Consider the following 14115-nt stretch of genomic DNA (forward strand, 5'->3'; position numbering starts at 1 on the left):
AGAAAGACGTTCCTGATAAAACCCGTGATGCGCCTCCGGCCGGTGCCGGAGCGGGGAGGCGGCGCCGGCAGCCCTCGATGCGCCTGCCGGGGCTGCTGCACCTGCTCTGGGAGCAGTCCGGCATCAACGTCTGGCATCCTGAATTCGATAAAAAGAAACGCTCGCCGGGCTGGGTGAGCTGGCGCCTGAATGAGACTGCCGCGCGCATCCGCATCGGCCGGAGTACGCTGCAGCAGTCGCTGATGCTGATGGCCATGAAGGATTCGCTGCAGGCTGCGCAGAACCGGCAGACTGCGAAGGACGCCGCCAGCGCCTCACGCCGCCTGATTTTTGTTTCTCAGCTGGCCGCCTGGAGCGACGCGGCCGATGAACGGCTGCAGTACACGCTTCCGCTGGGGCTGTTTGCCGGCTTTCCGGCGCTGGACCTGCCTGACGATATCAGGGACCGTCTCGCCCGGAGCTTTAGTCGTGAGCTGAGCGACTGGCGCAGCGGCGCCCGGGTGGTGATTATCTGCGAAACCGAGCCGCCGGAGACCGCCTTTATACGTAAAGATGGCCGTAACGTGCCGCGAAGCAGCTGCAGGGTTATCGACGTGGCGCTGATGACCGTCAGTCCGCGCTATATTCCGCTGGACTCCCGCTATGAGGGCATGGTTGAGTCGCTTTGATTGGTTATCTTATAAAATACTACTCTTTAGAAAAAAAATATTCACGCTGCAAAATTGATTAGGGGAAGAGGTGTGCCGATAAATTTCAGTCCAAAAGTTGGTGAAATCCTGGAATGTAATTTCGGGAGCTATCCTCTGGGAGCAGATGGAAAACCGGTGACTACCTTTTGGGATGGCCACCTGCCACCGGAAATGGTCAAGAACCGCTTGGTTGTTGTTCTGAACGGTAAGATAAACGGAAATGCCTGCATCATCGTTCCACTCTCTTCAACATGCGATCGGGATAAGCTGCATCGGGGTATGCACGTAGAGATTGGGGAAGCCGTGATTGAGGAATGCCGCTTCTTCTCTCAGCGTACCCGGTGGGCTAAAGCAGATCTGGTCCAGCAGGTCAGCCGCTACCGGCTTAACCGCGCCAGAACTGACAGAGGCTATCTGAACCAGTGCCTGTCTCGTGAACTTGTCGCGGAGGTTCAGAAAGCTGTCATCAAATCGATTAACGCATCCTGGATGCTTAAAGAACTGCCATGAAGTTGACGTCAGCGTCAGTTTCAGGGATAATTAACCCGTAGCCCATCGAGGCCCTTAAGTTTTCTCCCCTGTGAGGGACCTGCAAAACCCAGCCAATAAGCTGGGTTTTTGCCTTTCTGGCATCCTGCTAGCTCTTTGTATCTTTCCTGCGGACGATCAGTGTTCTGATAAATGCCGCGGCAAAATGAAGGGCCAGCTCTGCGTCATACTCCAGAACAGCGGAGTCTTTATTACTTCCGTGCCTTACCGCTGGCTCTGCGTTAGCGTAGGCGTAAAACTTTTCTACGATGGTTATGAGCATGGGCGAAACGCTGCCGTCCTTCCTCATCATCTTCAGAGCATCTCCCAGCGTTGACGCATCCGGGTAAAACGTCTTACATATGCTCTCAATCGCGCTTATGGACTCTTTAATGGAATTTTCAGCATCCCGGTGCGAGCCCAGCGCGAAGGCGCGGGCTTTGGCAAAGTGTGCTCTCGCCGGCCTGAACTCGTCTGCAAGCCTTTCCTCTGTACTTTTTACTTTCTCTTCAAGAAATGGCGGCAGAGGGAGTTCCAGCTGACCTGACTCATTCATTTTCCAGTCGATATTATATTCTGAGAAAAGTTCATTCACTCTCTGGCGGTAAGCTGAAAAAGAAACGGACTCGTTTTTCCTGCTTTGCGAAAAGTTGTCCTCTTCATCTATATAAATTATCCTCTCGGCCACCGTTTCTACAGTATCGTAAAAACGGAACCAGGGTATATTCATCACCAGGTTACGGAGAACTTCAATCGCCGGAGTATGACTAAGGTAATAGTCATCAGGCTCCTCATCCACCATGACGAGTATCTCATTAATAAGGTCATAAACAGGAATAGGCTTATTTTGCGATGCTTGGGACATGGCATCACATACGAGCCTTTCCAGAATATTTTTAAAATACTGTTTTCTTACCCATCTGGGTGCGTCATCCCGGAATGTCTTATTTATGAACTCCGGATCATATCCATGACGGTGTGAGAATTTCATTCTGGATTCCTGTAGAGGTACCGGCTTCATAAGCAGGCGGCAAAGAAATTAACAGGGATTATGCCACTCAGTTCTCTGCAAATCCTGCGGGTTATTTCCGTTCTGACAGCCCGTCCGAACTTTATAAAATAAAGAGTGCCCCGATTTCACCCTCTCTCTGTCTGCGCTAAAGCCCGCACCACCTGTTATCAGCTGACGGCATGGCTGTTTGGTGTCGGTCCGATCCGTTCTCAGAGCTGCAGCACCGGCTTACTTTTACCAGTGAGGCTATCACAATCCAGTTCGGTTTTTCAGGTAGAAAGCCGAATGTCCTCGTGTCACGGCCCAACCCCATCATCCAGGCGAGCACACGTTAAAAACCACAGCATATTGCGGCGGGCGACCCGGCGCCGGAAGAAGCAGTGTTTGCGACAATCGCCACATCTTCGGCTATCTGGCTAATATTGTATAAATAACCGAATTTACGCAGGGCGCCGGGAGAATTACCGCGCGGGACTTCATCACTCCCCTGCCTTATCATAGCGATCATCATTCACCGCCGGGGGCCCACATGCACTCGCCATACCCAGAAAACGCGCAGACGCTTCTACGTGAAAATCCGGGCACATTACCCCGTCCGGTTTCCCAGAATTCACACAGCGCCATCTCCCCGGTCATCGACTACCGGCTGGCGCTCGCCGTGCGGCGCGAGCTGGCCGGTGACGACAGCCTGCCCCGCTACCTGCTGGCGCCGGAGGTGGCGGTCCTGCTCGCGGCCGTTCCGGACCTGCACCGGCGGATGCTGTTTGAGTTTATCTGGAACACCGGGGCACGCATCAACGAGGCGCTGGCCATCCGGCCGGATGATATCGTGCTGGACAGCGTCCGCCCTCACGTCCGGCTCGTGACGCTCAAGCGGCAGCGCAATCCCAGACCCGGTAAGCCGCCGCCCGGCGCGCAGCGGCGTGTGCCCCTGCTCGACGCGGGCTTTGTATCGCGGCTGCGCGACCACCTCACCACCTTCTGCCCCAACCGACGCCGGCCGGTCTGGGAAGGACGCGGCGGCCGGCCGGTCACGGACGATACGGCGCGGAACTGGCTGAGCGATGCGGTGTCCCGGATCGCCGGGCAGGGGCTGTCGCTTTCACTGCCAAACCCTACCCCGCACACGCTCCGGCACAGCTATGCCATGCATCTCCTGTACTGCGGCATTATGCCGACCGTGCTTCAGGGCTGGCTCGGGCACGCGGACTTCCGGAACACGCAGATTTACATCCGCGTACTGCACATGGAAGCGGCGGCGGCGGGCAGCCGGCAGGTCAGCTTCGGAATGGATCCCAGCGAGGCAGCCGGACTGCTGCGCCCCTGATGTTCTTAATGGTACAATTACACTGTAAATACATTTTTGTATTTACAGTGTAATTGCTTTGACTTTACCAGACCTCTCGTTTATAACGTCTCTTATCTTTACTTCGTAAATACATAAAAGTAATTGCACTGTATATACGTTGTGGTGTGTCACTCGGGAGGAAAAAATGATTATCATGATGGGATCGCCAAAAGGCGGCGTGGGTAAGACAACACTGATTGCAAATCTCGCATCGCTGCTGCTGTCGCGGGGGAAAAGCGTGACCGTGCTGCGTGCGGACAAAAACGACGAGCTGGCCGATTTCTTTTCCCGCCGCGAAGAGGCCGGCCTGCCGATGTGTCCGCTCCATTCAGCCTGGGGCGACATTTCGCGTGAGATGAAGCGCCTGCAGAAAATGTCCGACATAGTCCTTGTCGACACGGCCGGTCACGACAGCATGGAGTTCCGCAGCGCGCTGACGGCCGCTGACGTGCTGCTTTCCCCGGTCAGGCCGTCCTCGCAGGGGGAGGTTGACAACATGAACAAGGTCAACGAGATGGTCCGCTACGTTCAGGCGAACGAGAATCCCTCGCTGAAGGGATATTTTCTTTTCAACCGGTGCAAGCCAAAAGCCACGGACGCCATCGAACTCACGCGCTCTCTCAGCGAAGACCCGAACTGGATCCCGGCGCTGCGCACCTGGATTAACCAGCTCGACGTTTTTGAATCCGCGTTTAACCTGGGCGCCGGCGTCCACGACGTGAGCAGCGCCAGCAGCCTGACTAAAGCAAGGGCGCTGATCGAGCTGCTTGCTGACGAAATCGGCCTGTAATGCTGATGTAATTACGAATTATCTACAATGTATTTACATCATCCGGAGTGAGGAACCGTTCTGAGCGATGGACTTCTTCATCATCCGCTGACGCTCATTCCGGCGCTGCTTCTGGCTGGCGTTATGCGCGTAGCATCGCTTTTCAGAGCAGGAAGACTTCATCACCACGGGAGTTGTGCTCATCGCCAGAGGTATGCAGAACATGCGCGGCGAAAGGCGCAATACACCACGGACATGGGCGGAAGTGAACTCATGCGGACTGCGCAGCGTGAGTTTCGGTTGCGTTGGCCAGCTTCCTCCTCCCGGTTCCTGCCGGGCGGCTCATCCTGTGGGCTGCGGTGGCGCTTATGCATGACAGACATAATTGAAACGCTTTTGTTGTCGATACAATGCATGTACGGTGTATGTACAATGTAATTTTCTGGAGATTTACATGGTTAAGTTAAAAACCCCCCTGAAATCCACATCGCCGGCCCCGGCCCCGGCTCTGGCAGCTGACCGGCTGGCTCCGGAGCCGCAGGTTTCAGCAAAGGGCAGCACAGCCCGCTTTATCAGACAGGGCGACAGCCGTCCATCAACAGGGACGCAGCCGACCAATTTCCGGCTGCCGACGGGTATCATTGACATGCTGGATGAGGAGGCGCAGGCCACCGGTCAGAACAAGACAACCATTCTGAAGGCCGCTTTACTGGCTTACTGTACCAGCATGGACCAGAACGAGAAAAACCGCTGGTTGCTTGAAGCACCGAAATACTGACATGCGGAACCCTGATTATCACTACCCGGTATGGGCGTAATGAGTACACTCCGGGTTGATTAACAGATTTTGTTTTTACATTGTAAAGACGTATGTGTATGTACAGTGTAAATCAGTTTTTGTATTTACGCTGTGTCGTTTTTTCGTTGAATGGAGTGTCCGGGTGAGAATATCGCATTTTACCGGGGGCTTTCTGGGCCTCAAAAAGCTCAGCGATGCTGAACAAAAAAATATCGCCGAGTGGGGGTTTCTGCTGAGTGCGGTTTTTATCGTGCCGCTCTTCTTCCTGCCGCATGCCAGCGAACTGGTCAAAATCGGCCTGCAGCTGCTGTGGGGCGCCTGCGTGTCGCGCGCGGCGTTCATGGCCAATGCTACCTGGAAGAAAAACAGCTCACGCTGAAGAACACAGAAAAAACGGAGGTGCAGAGGTGGAAATGCAAAAATTACTGCAGCAGGCGCGTGAACATGGGATAAAGCTGTCAACGTTTACGCAGTCAGCCGACATGTTTAAGGGCAGGATGCGCAGGCGGCGTCCTGCGTTTGAAGACTGGATCCGTCAGCTTTCACGCAATGACAGGCTGCCTCGTGGTCGATACTTCCGCGGTAAGCAACCCGGCAGACCCCTGTATATTGTGGATGAGTTCTGGCACCGGTTTCCCTGAGTGACCGGGCGACAGGAACAAAACAATCCCTCTGCCTGAGCGCCCGATCAATGAAGTTATCAGTATACCCCGGTTATTGACCTGAAAGGCCCGGTCGTCCATAAAACCGGCGCAGCGTTCAGTGCCGGTGAATACCGCTGCGATCACCATCAGGGGGCGAACTGCGTCCCGGCGCATTGAACGTGATGGTGATGATCTTCCTTGCCAGTCCTTCTTCTGAAACGGCATCGTCCACACCGACATCCCTTATCAGCGGGCTGTCTTCTTCGATATGACGGGCTATATCTCTGAGCCACTCTGCCAGCATTTTTGTATTCATAGCTTTCTGCTCCGCGGTTGTTCAGTCGTCACAACCTTATCACAGCTGATAAAGGTAAGCAGACGGGCCGCCTGAATCTCCGGTGGGTCGTTCAGGGCACGGTACCCCGTACGGAGCAGGATAACTGAAAACGCCTGACGCCGGGGTAAAATGGCTGACCGGGCAGCGTAACGGACCGGCTGTTCAGTCATTCTCTGGGTTAAAGTCATCTTCTGCATCCGTTCCGCTCACCGACGGGGAAGGCGTATGCGCAGGCAGGGCAGGGCGATCCGGGCTGAGGTAGTGCGCGCGCACCCGGTCCGTGATGTCAGCCAGCAGCGCCGGCGTGGCGCCGAGGTACTCCACTGCCGCTTTACGGCCGTTACCGAGCTTATCATTGCCGTACGCATACCACGCGCCGGTCTTCGTCACGATTTTCGCGTCCACCGCCAGGTCCAGCACGTTGCCGGAGAAGTCCACGCCCTGACCGAACAGCAGCCGGAATTCTGCCTGGCGGAACGGCGGGGCAACCTTGTTCTTGACCACCTTCACCCGGATATCCTTACCGATGACGGCGTCACCTTCCTTTATGTTGCCGAAGGCGCGGACATCAAGGCGCACCGAGGCGTAAAACTTCAGCGCATTACCACCGGTGGTGGTCTCCGGGTTACCGAACATCACGCCAATCTTCATGCGCAGCTGGTTGATGAAGATGACCAGCGCCTGTGAGGTGCCGATGTTGCCCTTCAGTTTGCGCATGGCCTGGCTCATCATGCGCGCCTGCAGGCCAACGTGGGCGTCGCCGATTTCCCCCTCAATCTCGGCCTTAGGCACCAGCGCCGCCACCGAGTCCACCACGATGACGCTGACGGCGCCGGAGCGGACCAGGGCGTCGGTGATTTCCAGCGCCTGCTCGCCGGTGTCCGGCTGGGAAATCAGCAGGCTGTCGGTGTCCACGCCCAGCGCCGCCGCCCGCTTCGGGTCGAGGGCGTGCTCGGCGTCAATGAAGGCGCACTGTCTGCCGGCGCGCTGCGCGGCCGCGATGGCGTAGAGCGCCAGCGTGGTCTTGCCCGACGCTTCCGGACCGTAGATTTCACAGATGCGCCCGTAAGGGAGCCCGCCCCCCGTGGCGATATCCAGCCCCATAATGCCGGTGGGCTGCAGCGCCACGTCGAGGCTGCGGTCGTCGCCCAGTCGCATGATGGCGCCTTTACCGAACTGCTTTTCAATCTGCGCCATCGCGGCGGCCAGCGCCCTGGCGCGCTCGTCCTGCGTGGCGGGCTTTACCGCCTTCGGGGCGGCGGGTTTTATCAGTTTCTTCTCCGTCATGAATACCTCCTCAGAACGCAATGCATGTCGTGCCGGCAGGGCGGTCAGCCCGGCGCGGTGCCTCGTGTGGATAAGCCGTTGACAGCATGAACACGCTGCCAACCGCTTACCCACAGTCGCCATTTTTCCGGTGGCGTCGCAGGGACGTCTGCTCACGCACAATAAGGTGTCATTTTTTCTTTTTTAAAACGTTAAACAGACCGGGTGCGGACCCGGCCTGCCTCAGCGCACGCGGGCCACCGGGATGTCTGACCAGCGTGTGGTCCACGCCGGCGACAGCATGTCGCGCTTCATCTGCCAGCCGGCTCCGCTGTCCGTTCCCCTTCCGGCAAACCACACGCGGCCCTTACCCGTGTGGTTAATGTGGTCCACTGCCGCCATCAGCGCGGCGCTGTGCGGGCGGGGGCCGTCTTCTTCAAACAGGTTCAGCTGGCTCACCCCGTGCGGGGTAAAGTCGTCCAGCATGACGCCGGCCTTCATGTAGCGCCGGCCGTCCAGCCAGATGCGGTCCAGCGCGCGCAGCGCCGCCTTCACGATGTCCCGCGTGTCCTGCGTGGGCCGCGGCAGGGTTTCGCCCGCCTGGTTGCCGTAAAAAATCTCTCCCTGCGCGTGAGGCGAGGTGCGCACGAACACGCCCACGCGGCGGCAGTACTGGCGCTCCCCCCGGAGTTTCTCCGCCGCGCGCTCCGCGTGCTGACACACGGATGCCCGCATGGCGCCGTACTCCGTGACCCGCTCCCCGAACGAGCGGCTGCAGACTATCTGCTGCTTTGCGGGCGGCATCTCCTCCAGGGGAATGCAGGCCTCGCCGTTGAGCTCGCGCACGGTGCGCTCCAGCACCACGGAAAAGTTTTTGCGCATCATCGCGGGGCTGGCCTGCGCCAGCTGCAGGGCGGTGTCGATGCCCATGCCGTTCAGGCGCTTCGCGATGCGCCGGCCCACGCCCCAGACCTCCTCCACGGGCTGGCGGGCAAGCATCTTCTCCGCCCGCGCCCGGGTGGTGATGGCCAGCACGCCGCCAAACTGCGGCCACTCCTTGCCTGCCCACTGGGCGCTCTTGGCCAGCGTTTTGCTGGGGCCGATACCGCAGCCCGTGACCAGCCCGGTGGTGGCCAGCACCCGGGCGCGCACGTGGCGGCCGTAGTCCTCAAAATCCGTGAGTACGTCCAGCCCGGTCAGGTCCAGAAAGCACTCGTCGATGGAGTACACCTCTGCGCGCGGCGCCAGCGACTCAAGGGTGCGGTGCATTCTGTCGCTGAGATCCGCGTACAGTGCGTAGTTTGAACTGAAGACGTGCACTTTTTTTGGAAAGTCCTGCGTGCGTATCTGAAACCACGGCACCGCCATTTTTATGCCCAGGGCCTTTGCGGCGGCGTTTCTTGCGATCACGCAGCCGTCGTTATTACTGAGCACCACGGCCGGCTGGCCGCGCAGGTCCGGGCTGAACAGCAGCTCACAGCTGACGTAAAAGCTGTTGGCGTCGACCAGCGCAAACATGGCCACGGCTCAGCGCCCCCGGGAGCGGGTGCCGTGGAAGAACCAGGTCACCACGCCCATCAGCCGGAGCTCGTCCGGGTAAATCACCGGGTAGGCCGGGTTCATCGGAACCAGTGCCGGACGGGGGGTGAGCCGCAGGCGCTTCACGGTGAACTCACCGTCCACCTCCGCAATGACGATATCCCCCTCCTGCACCGTTTCGGCCCGGTCAACCACCATGACGTCCCCGTCGCAGAGCCCGAAGTCCTGCATGCTGCTGCCGCTGGCGCGCACGAAAAACGTGGCGGCGGGGCGGAGAATGCACAGTTCATTGAGGTCGAGTGCGTCCTCAACGTAGTCGGCGGCCGGCGAAGGAAATCCGGCCGCACAGGCGTCGGAAAAAAACGGAATGGCCAGCGGTGCGCGGTCGGTGACCGGGCGCAGCAGCGCCAGGGGACCGCCGTTATGTCCGCTGTTCGGTACCGGTGCAGGGAAACGCTTCATCAGGGCCTCATGAATGAATGCTGTGTTTATATACAGCATCAGATATCTGCAGCACGTCTGCAAGTTCTGCCCGGGCATCTGCCCTCAGGTGCCTGATACCCCGCCGGATTTTGTTTTCTCCGGCGAAGCTAAAGGGTGTCGCTTCGCTCCGCTGTTTCCGGCGTGCCGGCGGTGCCTGACGCCGGGGGGGCGCTGGCGCGCCGGACCGGAAAACCGTCACCGCCCCCGGATGGCGCCGTGACTTCACGTTAGCCGGGGCGCTTCCCGGTCAAGGGTTCGTTTCACCTCCGTCGTCACCCGTTCCCCGCCGTGCGCGGGACGTTCAGTCCGCTCCGGCGGCGCGTGCGGCTTCCTCCCTCGCCCGTTGCCCTGTCCGCTCGCGGCCCGGCTGCTGTGTCGTCACGGCGCAGGAGCCGTGAAACCGTTAACTCAGGAGTGATTATGCCGAACTGGTGTGCAAACAGGCTGCGGGTGACCGGCCTGGCGGAGAATGTGAGTAAGGTGCGGGCGCTGATGCGGGGAGAGGTGCGCCCTCTCTGGGCGTGTGCGGAAGGGCAGGGCATCCAGCTGTTTCTGGCGGGCTGCGCCGGGCTGCTGCGGCCGGTAACGGACGACACGTATGCGCCTTATCCGGCGCTGACTGCGGTGGGGCAGGGAGAACACACCCCGGAAAACGCCGCGTTTACAGCGTGGCTCATGCAGCTGCGTGACGGCGTGAACCTGACGGAGGAAAACTGCGACCGGCTGCACGACCTGTGGCTGGCCTCCGGCCTCAGCAGCCGGACGTGGGACTCGCTGGACAGGGACGCGCAGGCGGTGATGGCCGAAATCTGGCGGAAAAAGCACTCTGACTGGGCGGGCCTGAGCGGGCCAGGCCTCAGCGAATGCTGGAACCGGATATGCAGTGATGATGACGGTGAAGGCGCAGCGCAGTTTGACATGCGCCTGCTGCTGCCGACGCGCCTCGACGTGGAAATCAACGGCTTCAACGGCGGGCTGCTGGCTGATGTGCCGGAAGGTTACGGGTTCTACCTCGGCCGGTACGGCGTGAAGTTGCCCTGCGATTACGCGCCTGAAGTGACTGACGACGGGCCGGATTTTCTGGAGGTGGACTTTGACACCCCCTGGTCTCCCCCGGATGGTCGCGTATTTGCGGCCCTCAGTGGGCTGTTCGGTGTGGCCATCGGGCACTGGTACGCCGAAAGCGGCTGCGACTTCTGCGGCTACGACGCGTATGCCGACGGCCTGCTGACGGACAGCATGAGCAGCGCGCTGGAGTGGGATGAAGAGGACGGTTACGCCTGCGTGACCGGGCCGGAATGGATTGTGAACAACGTCGGGCATTACGGCGGATGACAGGAGGCGGCGGGGAAACCCGCCGTGAGCACCATGAAAAGAGAACTTACTCTTGCGGGCCTGATGGCCAGCCTGTCGGGATTTGCCCCGGACACGCCATGCGTGGCCCACATCTGGATGGCGGACGATTTTGAGGACATAGACTCAGAACTCTCACCACATGAAGTGACGGCAGCGATCGAACTGGCGGACAGGACGCTGGATGCTGACATCAGCCTCAGCTGGGGATTTATGCACGATTGCGCAGAAACCGTGAAGGCCCGGAGGGAGGCAGAATGAATGTCTGGCTGGTCAGTTATCAGGAGGAGGTGGGCAGCACCTCACACGAATACCACATGCTGCTCAGCGGGCAGGACTTTACGCTGGCCGAAGCCGCGTGCGAACGGATGGGCGAAAACTGGTGGCCACCGGAACGTCCCGTTTGCTCGCAGGGATGCTACTGGCAGTTTGACCGGGGCAGCATCTGGCTCAAAAGCATCGTTCTGCCCGATAATCGTGAGGCAGAGACGCTGGCTGGGCTGCGGTTCCTCGGTGAGTGGAGAATGAGCGGTTCGCCGGATGCACCCGTCATCTGTGACCGCAGCGACTGCCGGTGGGAAGATCACCGGACCTGATATTTTCACCTGATGCCGCCCCGACCGGCGGCATCCCTTAAGTTGACGATAAGGATGTCGCTTCGCTCCGCCTCTTTTGCCGCTTCCCGTCCTCTGGCCGGAAACCGGCAGATGCAAAGTGCCGTGCCCTCACGGTAGCCGGGCCGCTTCGCCTGCAAGGGAAGCTTCGCCGCCATCCTCACCCGTTCCCCGCCGTGCGCGGGACATTCAGTCCGCTCCGGCGGCGCGTGCGGCTTCCGGTGTCGCCCCTGCCTGCTCCGCTTTTCGCCCGTCTTTGTGGTGGTCACGGCACCACAGGGGTGCCCCCCGACACTGAGGAGCATAACTATGTCCCGATTCATGCGTGGCGACAGCGTAGAGATCATGGCCGGCTTTCCGGATAACAGCATCGATTTCATTCTTACCGATCCGCCGTATCTCGTCGGCTTTAAGGACCGGTCCGGCCGTTCGATTGCCAACGACGTTAACGATGAGTGGGTGCTGCCGGCGAGCCGGCAGATGTTTCGCGTGCTGAAAAACAACAGCCTGGCGGTGAGTTTCTACGGCTGGAACCGCGTGGATGTCTTCATGCAGGCCTGGAAGGCGGCGGGGTTCCGCGTCGTCGGCCACCTGGTTTTCACCAAGCCTTACGCCTCGAAGTCCGCTTTCGTCGGCTATCAGCACGAGAGCGCCTACCTGCTGGCCAAAGGACGTCCGGCGCTGCCGGCTAAGCCATTACCGGATGTGATGCCCTGGCAGTACACGGGCAACCGCCACCACCCGACCGAAAAGCCGGTAAGCGTGCTGCAGCCGCTCATCGAAACCTTCACGAAGCCCGGCGACCTGGTGTTAGACCCGTTTGCTGGATCAGGTTCGACCTGCGTTGCCGCGGATCAGTGCGGCCGGCGCTGGATTGGGATCGAACTGCTGGAGCAGTACCACGCCGCCGGCCTGCGGCGTCTCGGCGAACTGCGCGCCGCCCGGGCCGCCTGATTTTTACCCTTAACCGGACCAGAAGGACAGCACCATGACAGAGCCGACACTGAATACAGAACTGACTCAGCTCACCGACGACGTGAACGACCTGGAGGAATCGCTTTACGAGTTTCATTTGCGGCTGCGGGATATGGTAAAGCGCAACCTTTATCGCGGCGCCTCGCCGGCGCAGAAAATGGCGGGCGTCCTGATTGAGGACATGGATTTGCAGCTCCTTGAGCTTTACCGGCGGGCCGCCCTGATGCGCAGTCACCTGAACTGATATACCGGAGTGGTTATTTTGTGACCACTCTTTATTATATCGCGGATACTGCCGCCGTTGCGCGTTTGTCCACAGGGTTACGGACCGGATATCCACCCGGGCTGTGGACAACAGGCAATGAGGATGTTGCTGCGCGCCGCTTTGTGCCGCCTGGCGGCGGGACAGGGCAGAAAACCCGGTCCGTGCGGTCTGCGGCCGGTGCCGTGCCTTCACTTTAGCCCGACCGCTTCGTGATCAAGAGATCGCTTCGCTCGCCGCCTCCCCCGTTCGCACTCCCTCCGCCGCGCTTACTCCCGTCGCGCTTCCGCTCAGTATTCGCGTCAGCGCCGTGCGTAATCACGGCTCCGCTCGCTTGCGCTGCGGCCTCGTCGTCGCTCCTGATCACTCCGCTTTTCGTCGGGCTGTCATTCAGGCACGGCACAGGCCGGAACTGTAATCCCCATTGACTGCGGAGATGTCTGATGAACACACAACCCCACGTTTACCCGCCAGCGTCTGTCCTGGCAGATTTTGTGAACCTGCGTTTTCTGCCTTCCCTGTTTGGCCACGACTACGCGCAGGCTGAAAACAACGTGTACCTCTATGCCAGTCGCTATCTGGCCAACTATGACGGCACGGTGTGGGACTTCGTACAACTACCGGGGGGCGGGGGCTACATGAAGCCCGAAGGGGAAGAACGCTACATGTATTCAAACCCTTATCACTGGACAGAACTGGAAATCAGCGCCGACGCAGCGGGGATCATCATCACGGCGCTGGTACTCAACCACCGCAGCTGGCTCTACGACCGTCACGACGACGGGGAACTGTGCGCGCATTTCTGCCAGCGCCACCGCCAGCTGATGGAATTTGTGAAAACCCATCCCGAAGCCGCCGCCGTTTTCTGCGCCCTGAACGGATAACCCACGGGGCGGCGGGGCCGCCCCCTGCAATGTCCACGCGCCATTGAAGAAGCGTGCATTCGAGCCTGGGAGGCCATTAATCCGTAAACGTGCGGAACAGGGCAGGGAAGCCCGCGTCCCATTCCGGCCGCGAAAAGCCCCTGCCGCCTCCGGCGGCCTGCGCGAAGCGCGCGCCTGCCGGCGCCGCTTTCCGCATCCTCTGGTCAGTCTTTAAAACGGCGTTAACGATGCGGTTATGCCGGTTTTTATGCATCGAACGGGGTTTCTGAGCCAGGTTTTTCACGAACCGGCTGCCGTTTTCGTTTGTTGATTCAGTCAGAAAGCAAACCAGAAAGCCCGACTTCGGGCCACCTTCGGCTCCCCGGCAAGCCGGGTCGTCGAGCCCTATGTCGCTAAGCGGCAAGCCGCCAAGCGCCACCGAACCCCTGCGGGTTTCGTCCGCAAGCGGTTTCGGTCTGATGTCCAGGTTCAACGGCTGCAACCGGCTGTCGCCGGTGCGTTCACCGGGCGCGCTGCGCCCTTTAATGCCGCCACGCCGTTCCGTCGTGTCGGGTGTGTTCATGCCCGTTTTCGCGCGCGGCGGGCCTGTTCCGGTCAGCCCAGGCGCGGAGGG

General features: G+C 59.8%; 18 protein-coding genes. 12 read left to right on the plus strand and 6 right to left on the minus strand.

Features of this window, described 5'->3' with window-relative positions; translation table 11 throughout:
* Together H7K56_RS22900 and H7K56_RS22905 are read left to right on the plus strand one after the other, a co-directional pair.
* Nucleotides 1–668 (plus strand): DUF1173 family protein (locus H7K56_RS22900; RefSeq protein ID WP_259395531.1); only part of this gene is annotated, 668 nt, incomplete at its 5' end.
* Between the two features lie 72 nt (nt 669–740).
* A complete protein-coding gene (locus tag H7K56_RS22905) occupies nt 741–1199 on the plus strand; it encodes a type II toxin-antitoxin system PemK/MazF family toxin (RefSeq protein WP_150059884.1) in 459 nt (152 codons plus the stop codon).
* A 127-nt stretch (nt 1200–1326) separates the two neighbouring features.
* On the opposite strand, the gene H7K56_RS22910 is transcribed toward H7K56_RS22905, so the two are convergent.
* Nucleotides 1327–2208, minus strand: coding sequence for an AbiJ-NTD4 domain-containing protein (locus H7K56_RS22910; RefSeq protein WP_150059883.1), 882 nt, complete (start codon nt 2206–2208; stop codon nt 1327–1329).
* A gap of 550 nt (nt 2209–2758) precedes the next feature.
* Here H7K56_RS22910 and H7K56_RS22915 point away from each other — a divergent pair.
* The 4 genes from H7K56_RS22915 to H7K56_RS22930 all read left to right on the plus strand — a co-directional run bounded on the left by H7K56_RS22915 (nt 2759) and on the right by H7K56_RS22930 (nt 5524).
* The gene (locus H7K56_RS22915; RefSeq protein WP_125311981.1) at nt 2759–3556 is read left to right on the plus strand and encodes a tyrosine-type recombinase/integrase; all 798 of its coding nucleotides are present in this window, start codon (nt 2759–2761) and stop codon (nt 3554–3556) included.
* Nucleotides 3557–3722: 166 nt separating this feature from the next.
* The gene (locus H7K56_RS22920) at nt 3723–4367 is read left to right on the plus strand and encodes a division plane positioning ATPase MipZ (protein ID WP_088516911.1); all 645 of its coding nucleotides are present in this window, start codon (nt 3723–3725) and stop codon (nt 4365–4367) included.
* Nucleotides 4368–4800: 433 nt separating this feature from the next.
* The gene (locus tag H7K56_RS22925; RefSeq protein WP_150059882.1) at nt 4801–5124 is read left to right on the plus strand and encodes a YlcI/YnfO family protein; all 324 of its coding nucleotides are present in this window, start codon (nt 4801–4803) and stop codon (nt 5122–5124) included.
* A gap of 163 nt (nt 5125–5287) precedes the next feature.
* Nucleotides 5288–5524, plus strand: coding sequence for a hypothetical protein (locus H7K56_RS22930; protein WP_088516909.1), 237 nt, complete (start codon nt 5288–5290; stop codon nt 5522–5524).
* Nucleotides 5525–5904: 380 nt separating this feature from the next.
* On the opposite strand, the gene H7K56_RS22935 is transcribed toward H7K56_RS22930, so the two are convergent.
* The 4 genes from H7K56_RS22935 to umuD all read right to left on the minus strand — a co-directional run bounded on the left by H7K56_RS22935 (nt 5905) and on the right by umuD (nt 9393).
* On the minus strand, nt 5905–6105 hold the full coding sequence (locus tag H7K56_RS22935; RefSeq protein ID WP_150059880.1) for a hypothetical protein: 201 nt from the start codon (nt 6103–6105) through the stop codon (nt 5905–5907).
* 183 nt (nt 6106–6288) lie between these two features.
* Entirely contained in the window at nt 6289–7413 is a 1125-nt protein-coding gene (recA, locus tag H7K56_RS22940; RefSeq protein ID WP_150059879.1) for a recombinase RecA, read from the minus strand.
* 222 nt (nt 7414–7635) lie between these two features.
* On the minus strand, nt 7636–8910 hold the full coding sequence (gene umuC / locus H7K56_RS22945; protein ID WP_150361478.1) for a translesion error-prone DNA polymerase V subunit UmuC: 1275 nt from the start codon (nt 8908–8910) through the stop codon (nt 7636–7638).
* A 9-nt stretch (nt 8911–8919) separates the two neighbouring features.
* Entirely contained in the window at nt 8920–9393 is a 474-nt protein-coding gene (umuD, locus tag H7K56_RS22950) for a translesion error-prone DNA polymerase V autoproteolytic subunit (RefSeq protein WP_150361476.1), read from the minus strand.
* A gap of 441 nt (nt 9394–9834) precedes the next feature.
* On the opposite strand from umuD, the gene H7K56_RS22955 reads away from it, so the two are divergent.
* From H7K56_RS22955 to H7K56_RS22980, 6 genes are all read left to right on the plus strand, one after another.
* Complete coding sequence (locus tag H7K56_RS22955; RefSeq protein WP_150361474.1) at nt 9835–10749, plus strand: DUF1281 domain-containing protein; 915 nt, start codon at nt 9835–9837, stop codon at nt 10747–10749.
* A gap of 33 nt (nt 10750–10782) precedes the next feature.
* Complete coding sequence (locus tag H7K56_RS22960) at nt 10783–11028, plus strand: hypothetical protein (protein ID WP_249042756.1); 246 nt, start codon at nt 10783–10785, stop codon at nt 11026–11028.
* Complete coding sequence (locus H7K56_RS22965; RefSeq protein WP_150361473.1) at nt 11025–11363, plus strand: hypothetical protein; 339 nt, start codon at nt 11025–11027, stop codon at nt 11361–11363. The genes H7K56_RS22960 and H7K56_RS22965 overlap by 4 nt, the downstream gene beginning before the upstream one ends.
* Nucleotides 11364–11690: 327 nt before the next feature.
* Complete coding sequence (locus H7K56_RS22970; RefSeq protein ID WP_071199901.1) at nt 11691–12335, plus strand: DNA methyltransferase; 645 nt, start codon at nt 11691–11693, stop codon at nt 12333–12335.
* A 34-nt stretch (nt 12336–12369) separates the two neighbouring features.
* Nucleotides 12370–12600 (plus strand): YubE family protein, encoded by a 231-nt coding sequence (locus H7K56_RS22975; protein WP_071199900.1) that lies wholly within the window; start codon nt 12370–12372, stop codon nt 12598–12600.
* Between the two features lie 461 nt (nt 12601–13061).
* A complete protein-coding gene (locus H7K56_RS22980; RefSeq protein ID WP_125312004.1) occupies nt 13062–13502 on the plus strand; it encodes an antirestriction protein in 441 nt (146 codons plus the stop codon).
* 76 nt (nt 13503–13578) lie between these two features.
* Here H7K56_RS22980 and H7K56_RS22985 read toward each other — a convergent pair.
* Nucleotides 13579–14115 (minus strand): hypothetical protein (locus H7K56_RS22985; RefSeq protein WP_220496638.1); only part of this gene is annotated, 537 nt, incomplete at its 5' end.

Origin of the sequence: Pantoea dispersa (assembly GCF_014155765.1) — a bacterium.
GTDB lineage: Bacteria > Pseudomonadota > Gammaproteobacteria > Enterobacterales > Enterobacteriaceae > Pantoea > Pantoea dispersa.

Bases quoted from the DNA above. Each gene is read 5' to 3' on its own strand.
- H7K56_RS22910 (WP_150059883.1), bottom strand. From the start codon at position 2,208: ATGAAATTCTCACACCGTCATGGATATGATCCGGAGTTCATAAATAAG.
- H7K56_RS22915 (WP_125311981.1), top strand. From the start codon at position 2,759: ATGCACTCGCCATACCCAGAAAACGCGCAGACGCTTCTACGTGAAAAT.
- H7K56_RS22920 (WP_088516911.1), top strand. From the start codon at position 3,723: ATGATTATCATGATGGGATCGCCAAAAGGCGGCGTGGGTAAGACAACA.
- H7K56_RS22925 (WP_150059882.1), top strand. From the start codon at position 4,801: ATGGTTAAGTTAAAAACCCCCCTGAAATCCACATCGCCGGCCCCGGCC.
- H7K56_RS22935 (WP_150059880.1), bottom strand. From the start codon at position 6,105: ATGAATACAAAAATGCTGGCAGAGTGGCTCAGAGATATAGCCCGTCAT.
- recA (WP_150059879.1), bottom strand. From the start codon at position 7,413: ATGACGGAGAAGAAACTGATAAAACCCGCCGCCCCGAAGGCGGTAAAG.
- umuC (WP_150361478.1), bottom strand. From the start codon at position 8,910: ATGTTTGCGCTGGTCGACGCCAACAGCTTTTACGTCAGCTGTGAGCTG.
- umuD (WP_150361476.1), bottom strand. From the start codon at position 9,393: ATGAAGCGTTTCCCTGCACCGGTACCGAACAGCGGACATAACGGCGGT.
- H7K56_RS22955 (WP_150361474.1), top strand. From the start codon at position 9,835: ATGCCGAACTGGTGTGCAAACAGGCTGCGGGTGACCGGCCTGGCGGAG.
- H7K56_RS22960 (WP_249042756.1), top strand. From the start codon at position 10,783: ATGAAAAGAGAACTTACTCTTGCGGGCCTGATGGCCAGCCTGTCGGGA.
- H7K56_RS22965 (WP_150361473.1), top strand. From the start codon at position 11,025: ATGAATGTCTGGCTGGTCAGTTATCAGGAGGAGGTGGGCAGCACCTCA.
- H7K56_RS22970 (WP_071199901.1), top strand. From the start codon at position 11,691: ATGTCCCGATTCATGCGTGGCGACAGCGTAGAGATCATGGCCGGCTTT.
- H7K56_RS22975 (WP_071199900.1), top strand. From the start codon at position 12,370: ATGACAGAGCCGACACTGAATACAGAACTGACTCAGCTCACCGACGAC.
- H7K56_RS22980 (WP_125312004.1), top strand. From the start codon at position 13,062: ATGAACACACAACCCCACGTTTACCCGCCAGCGTCTGTCCTGGCAGAT.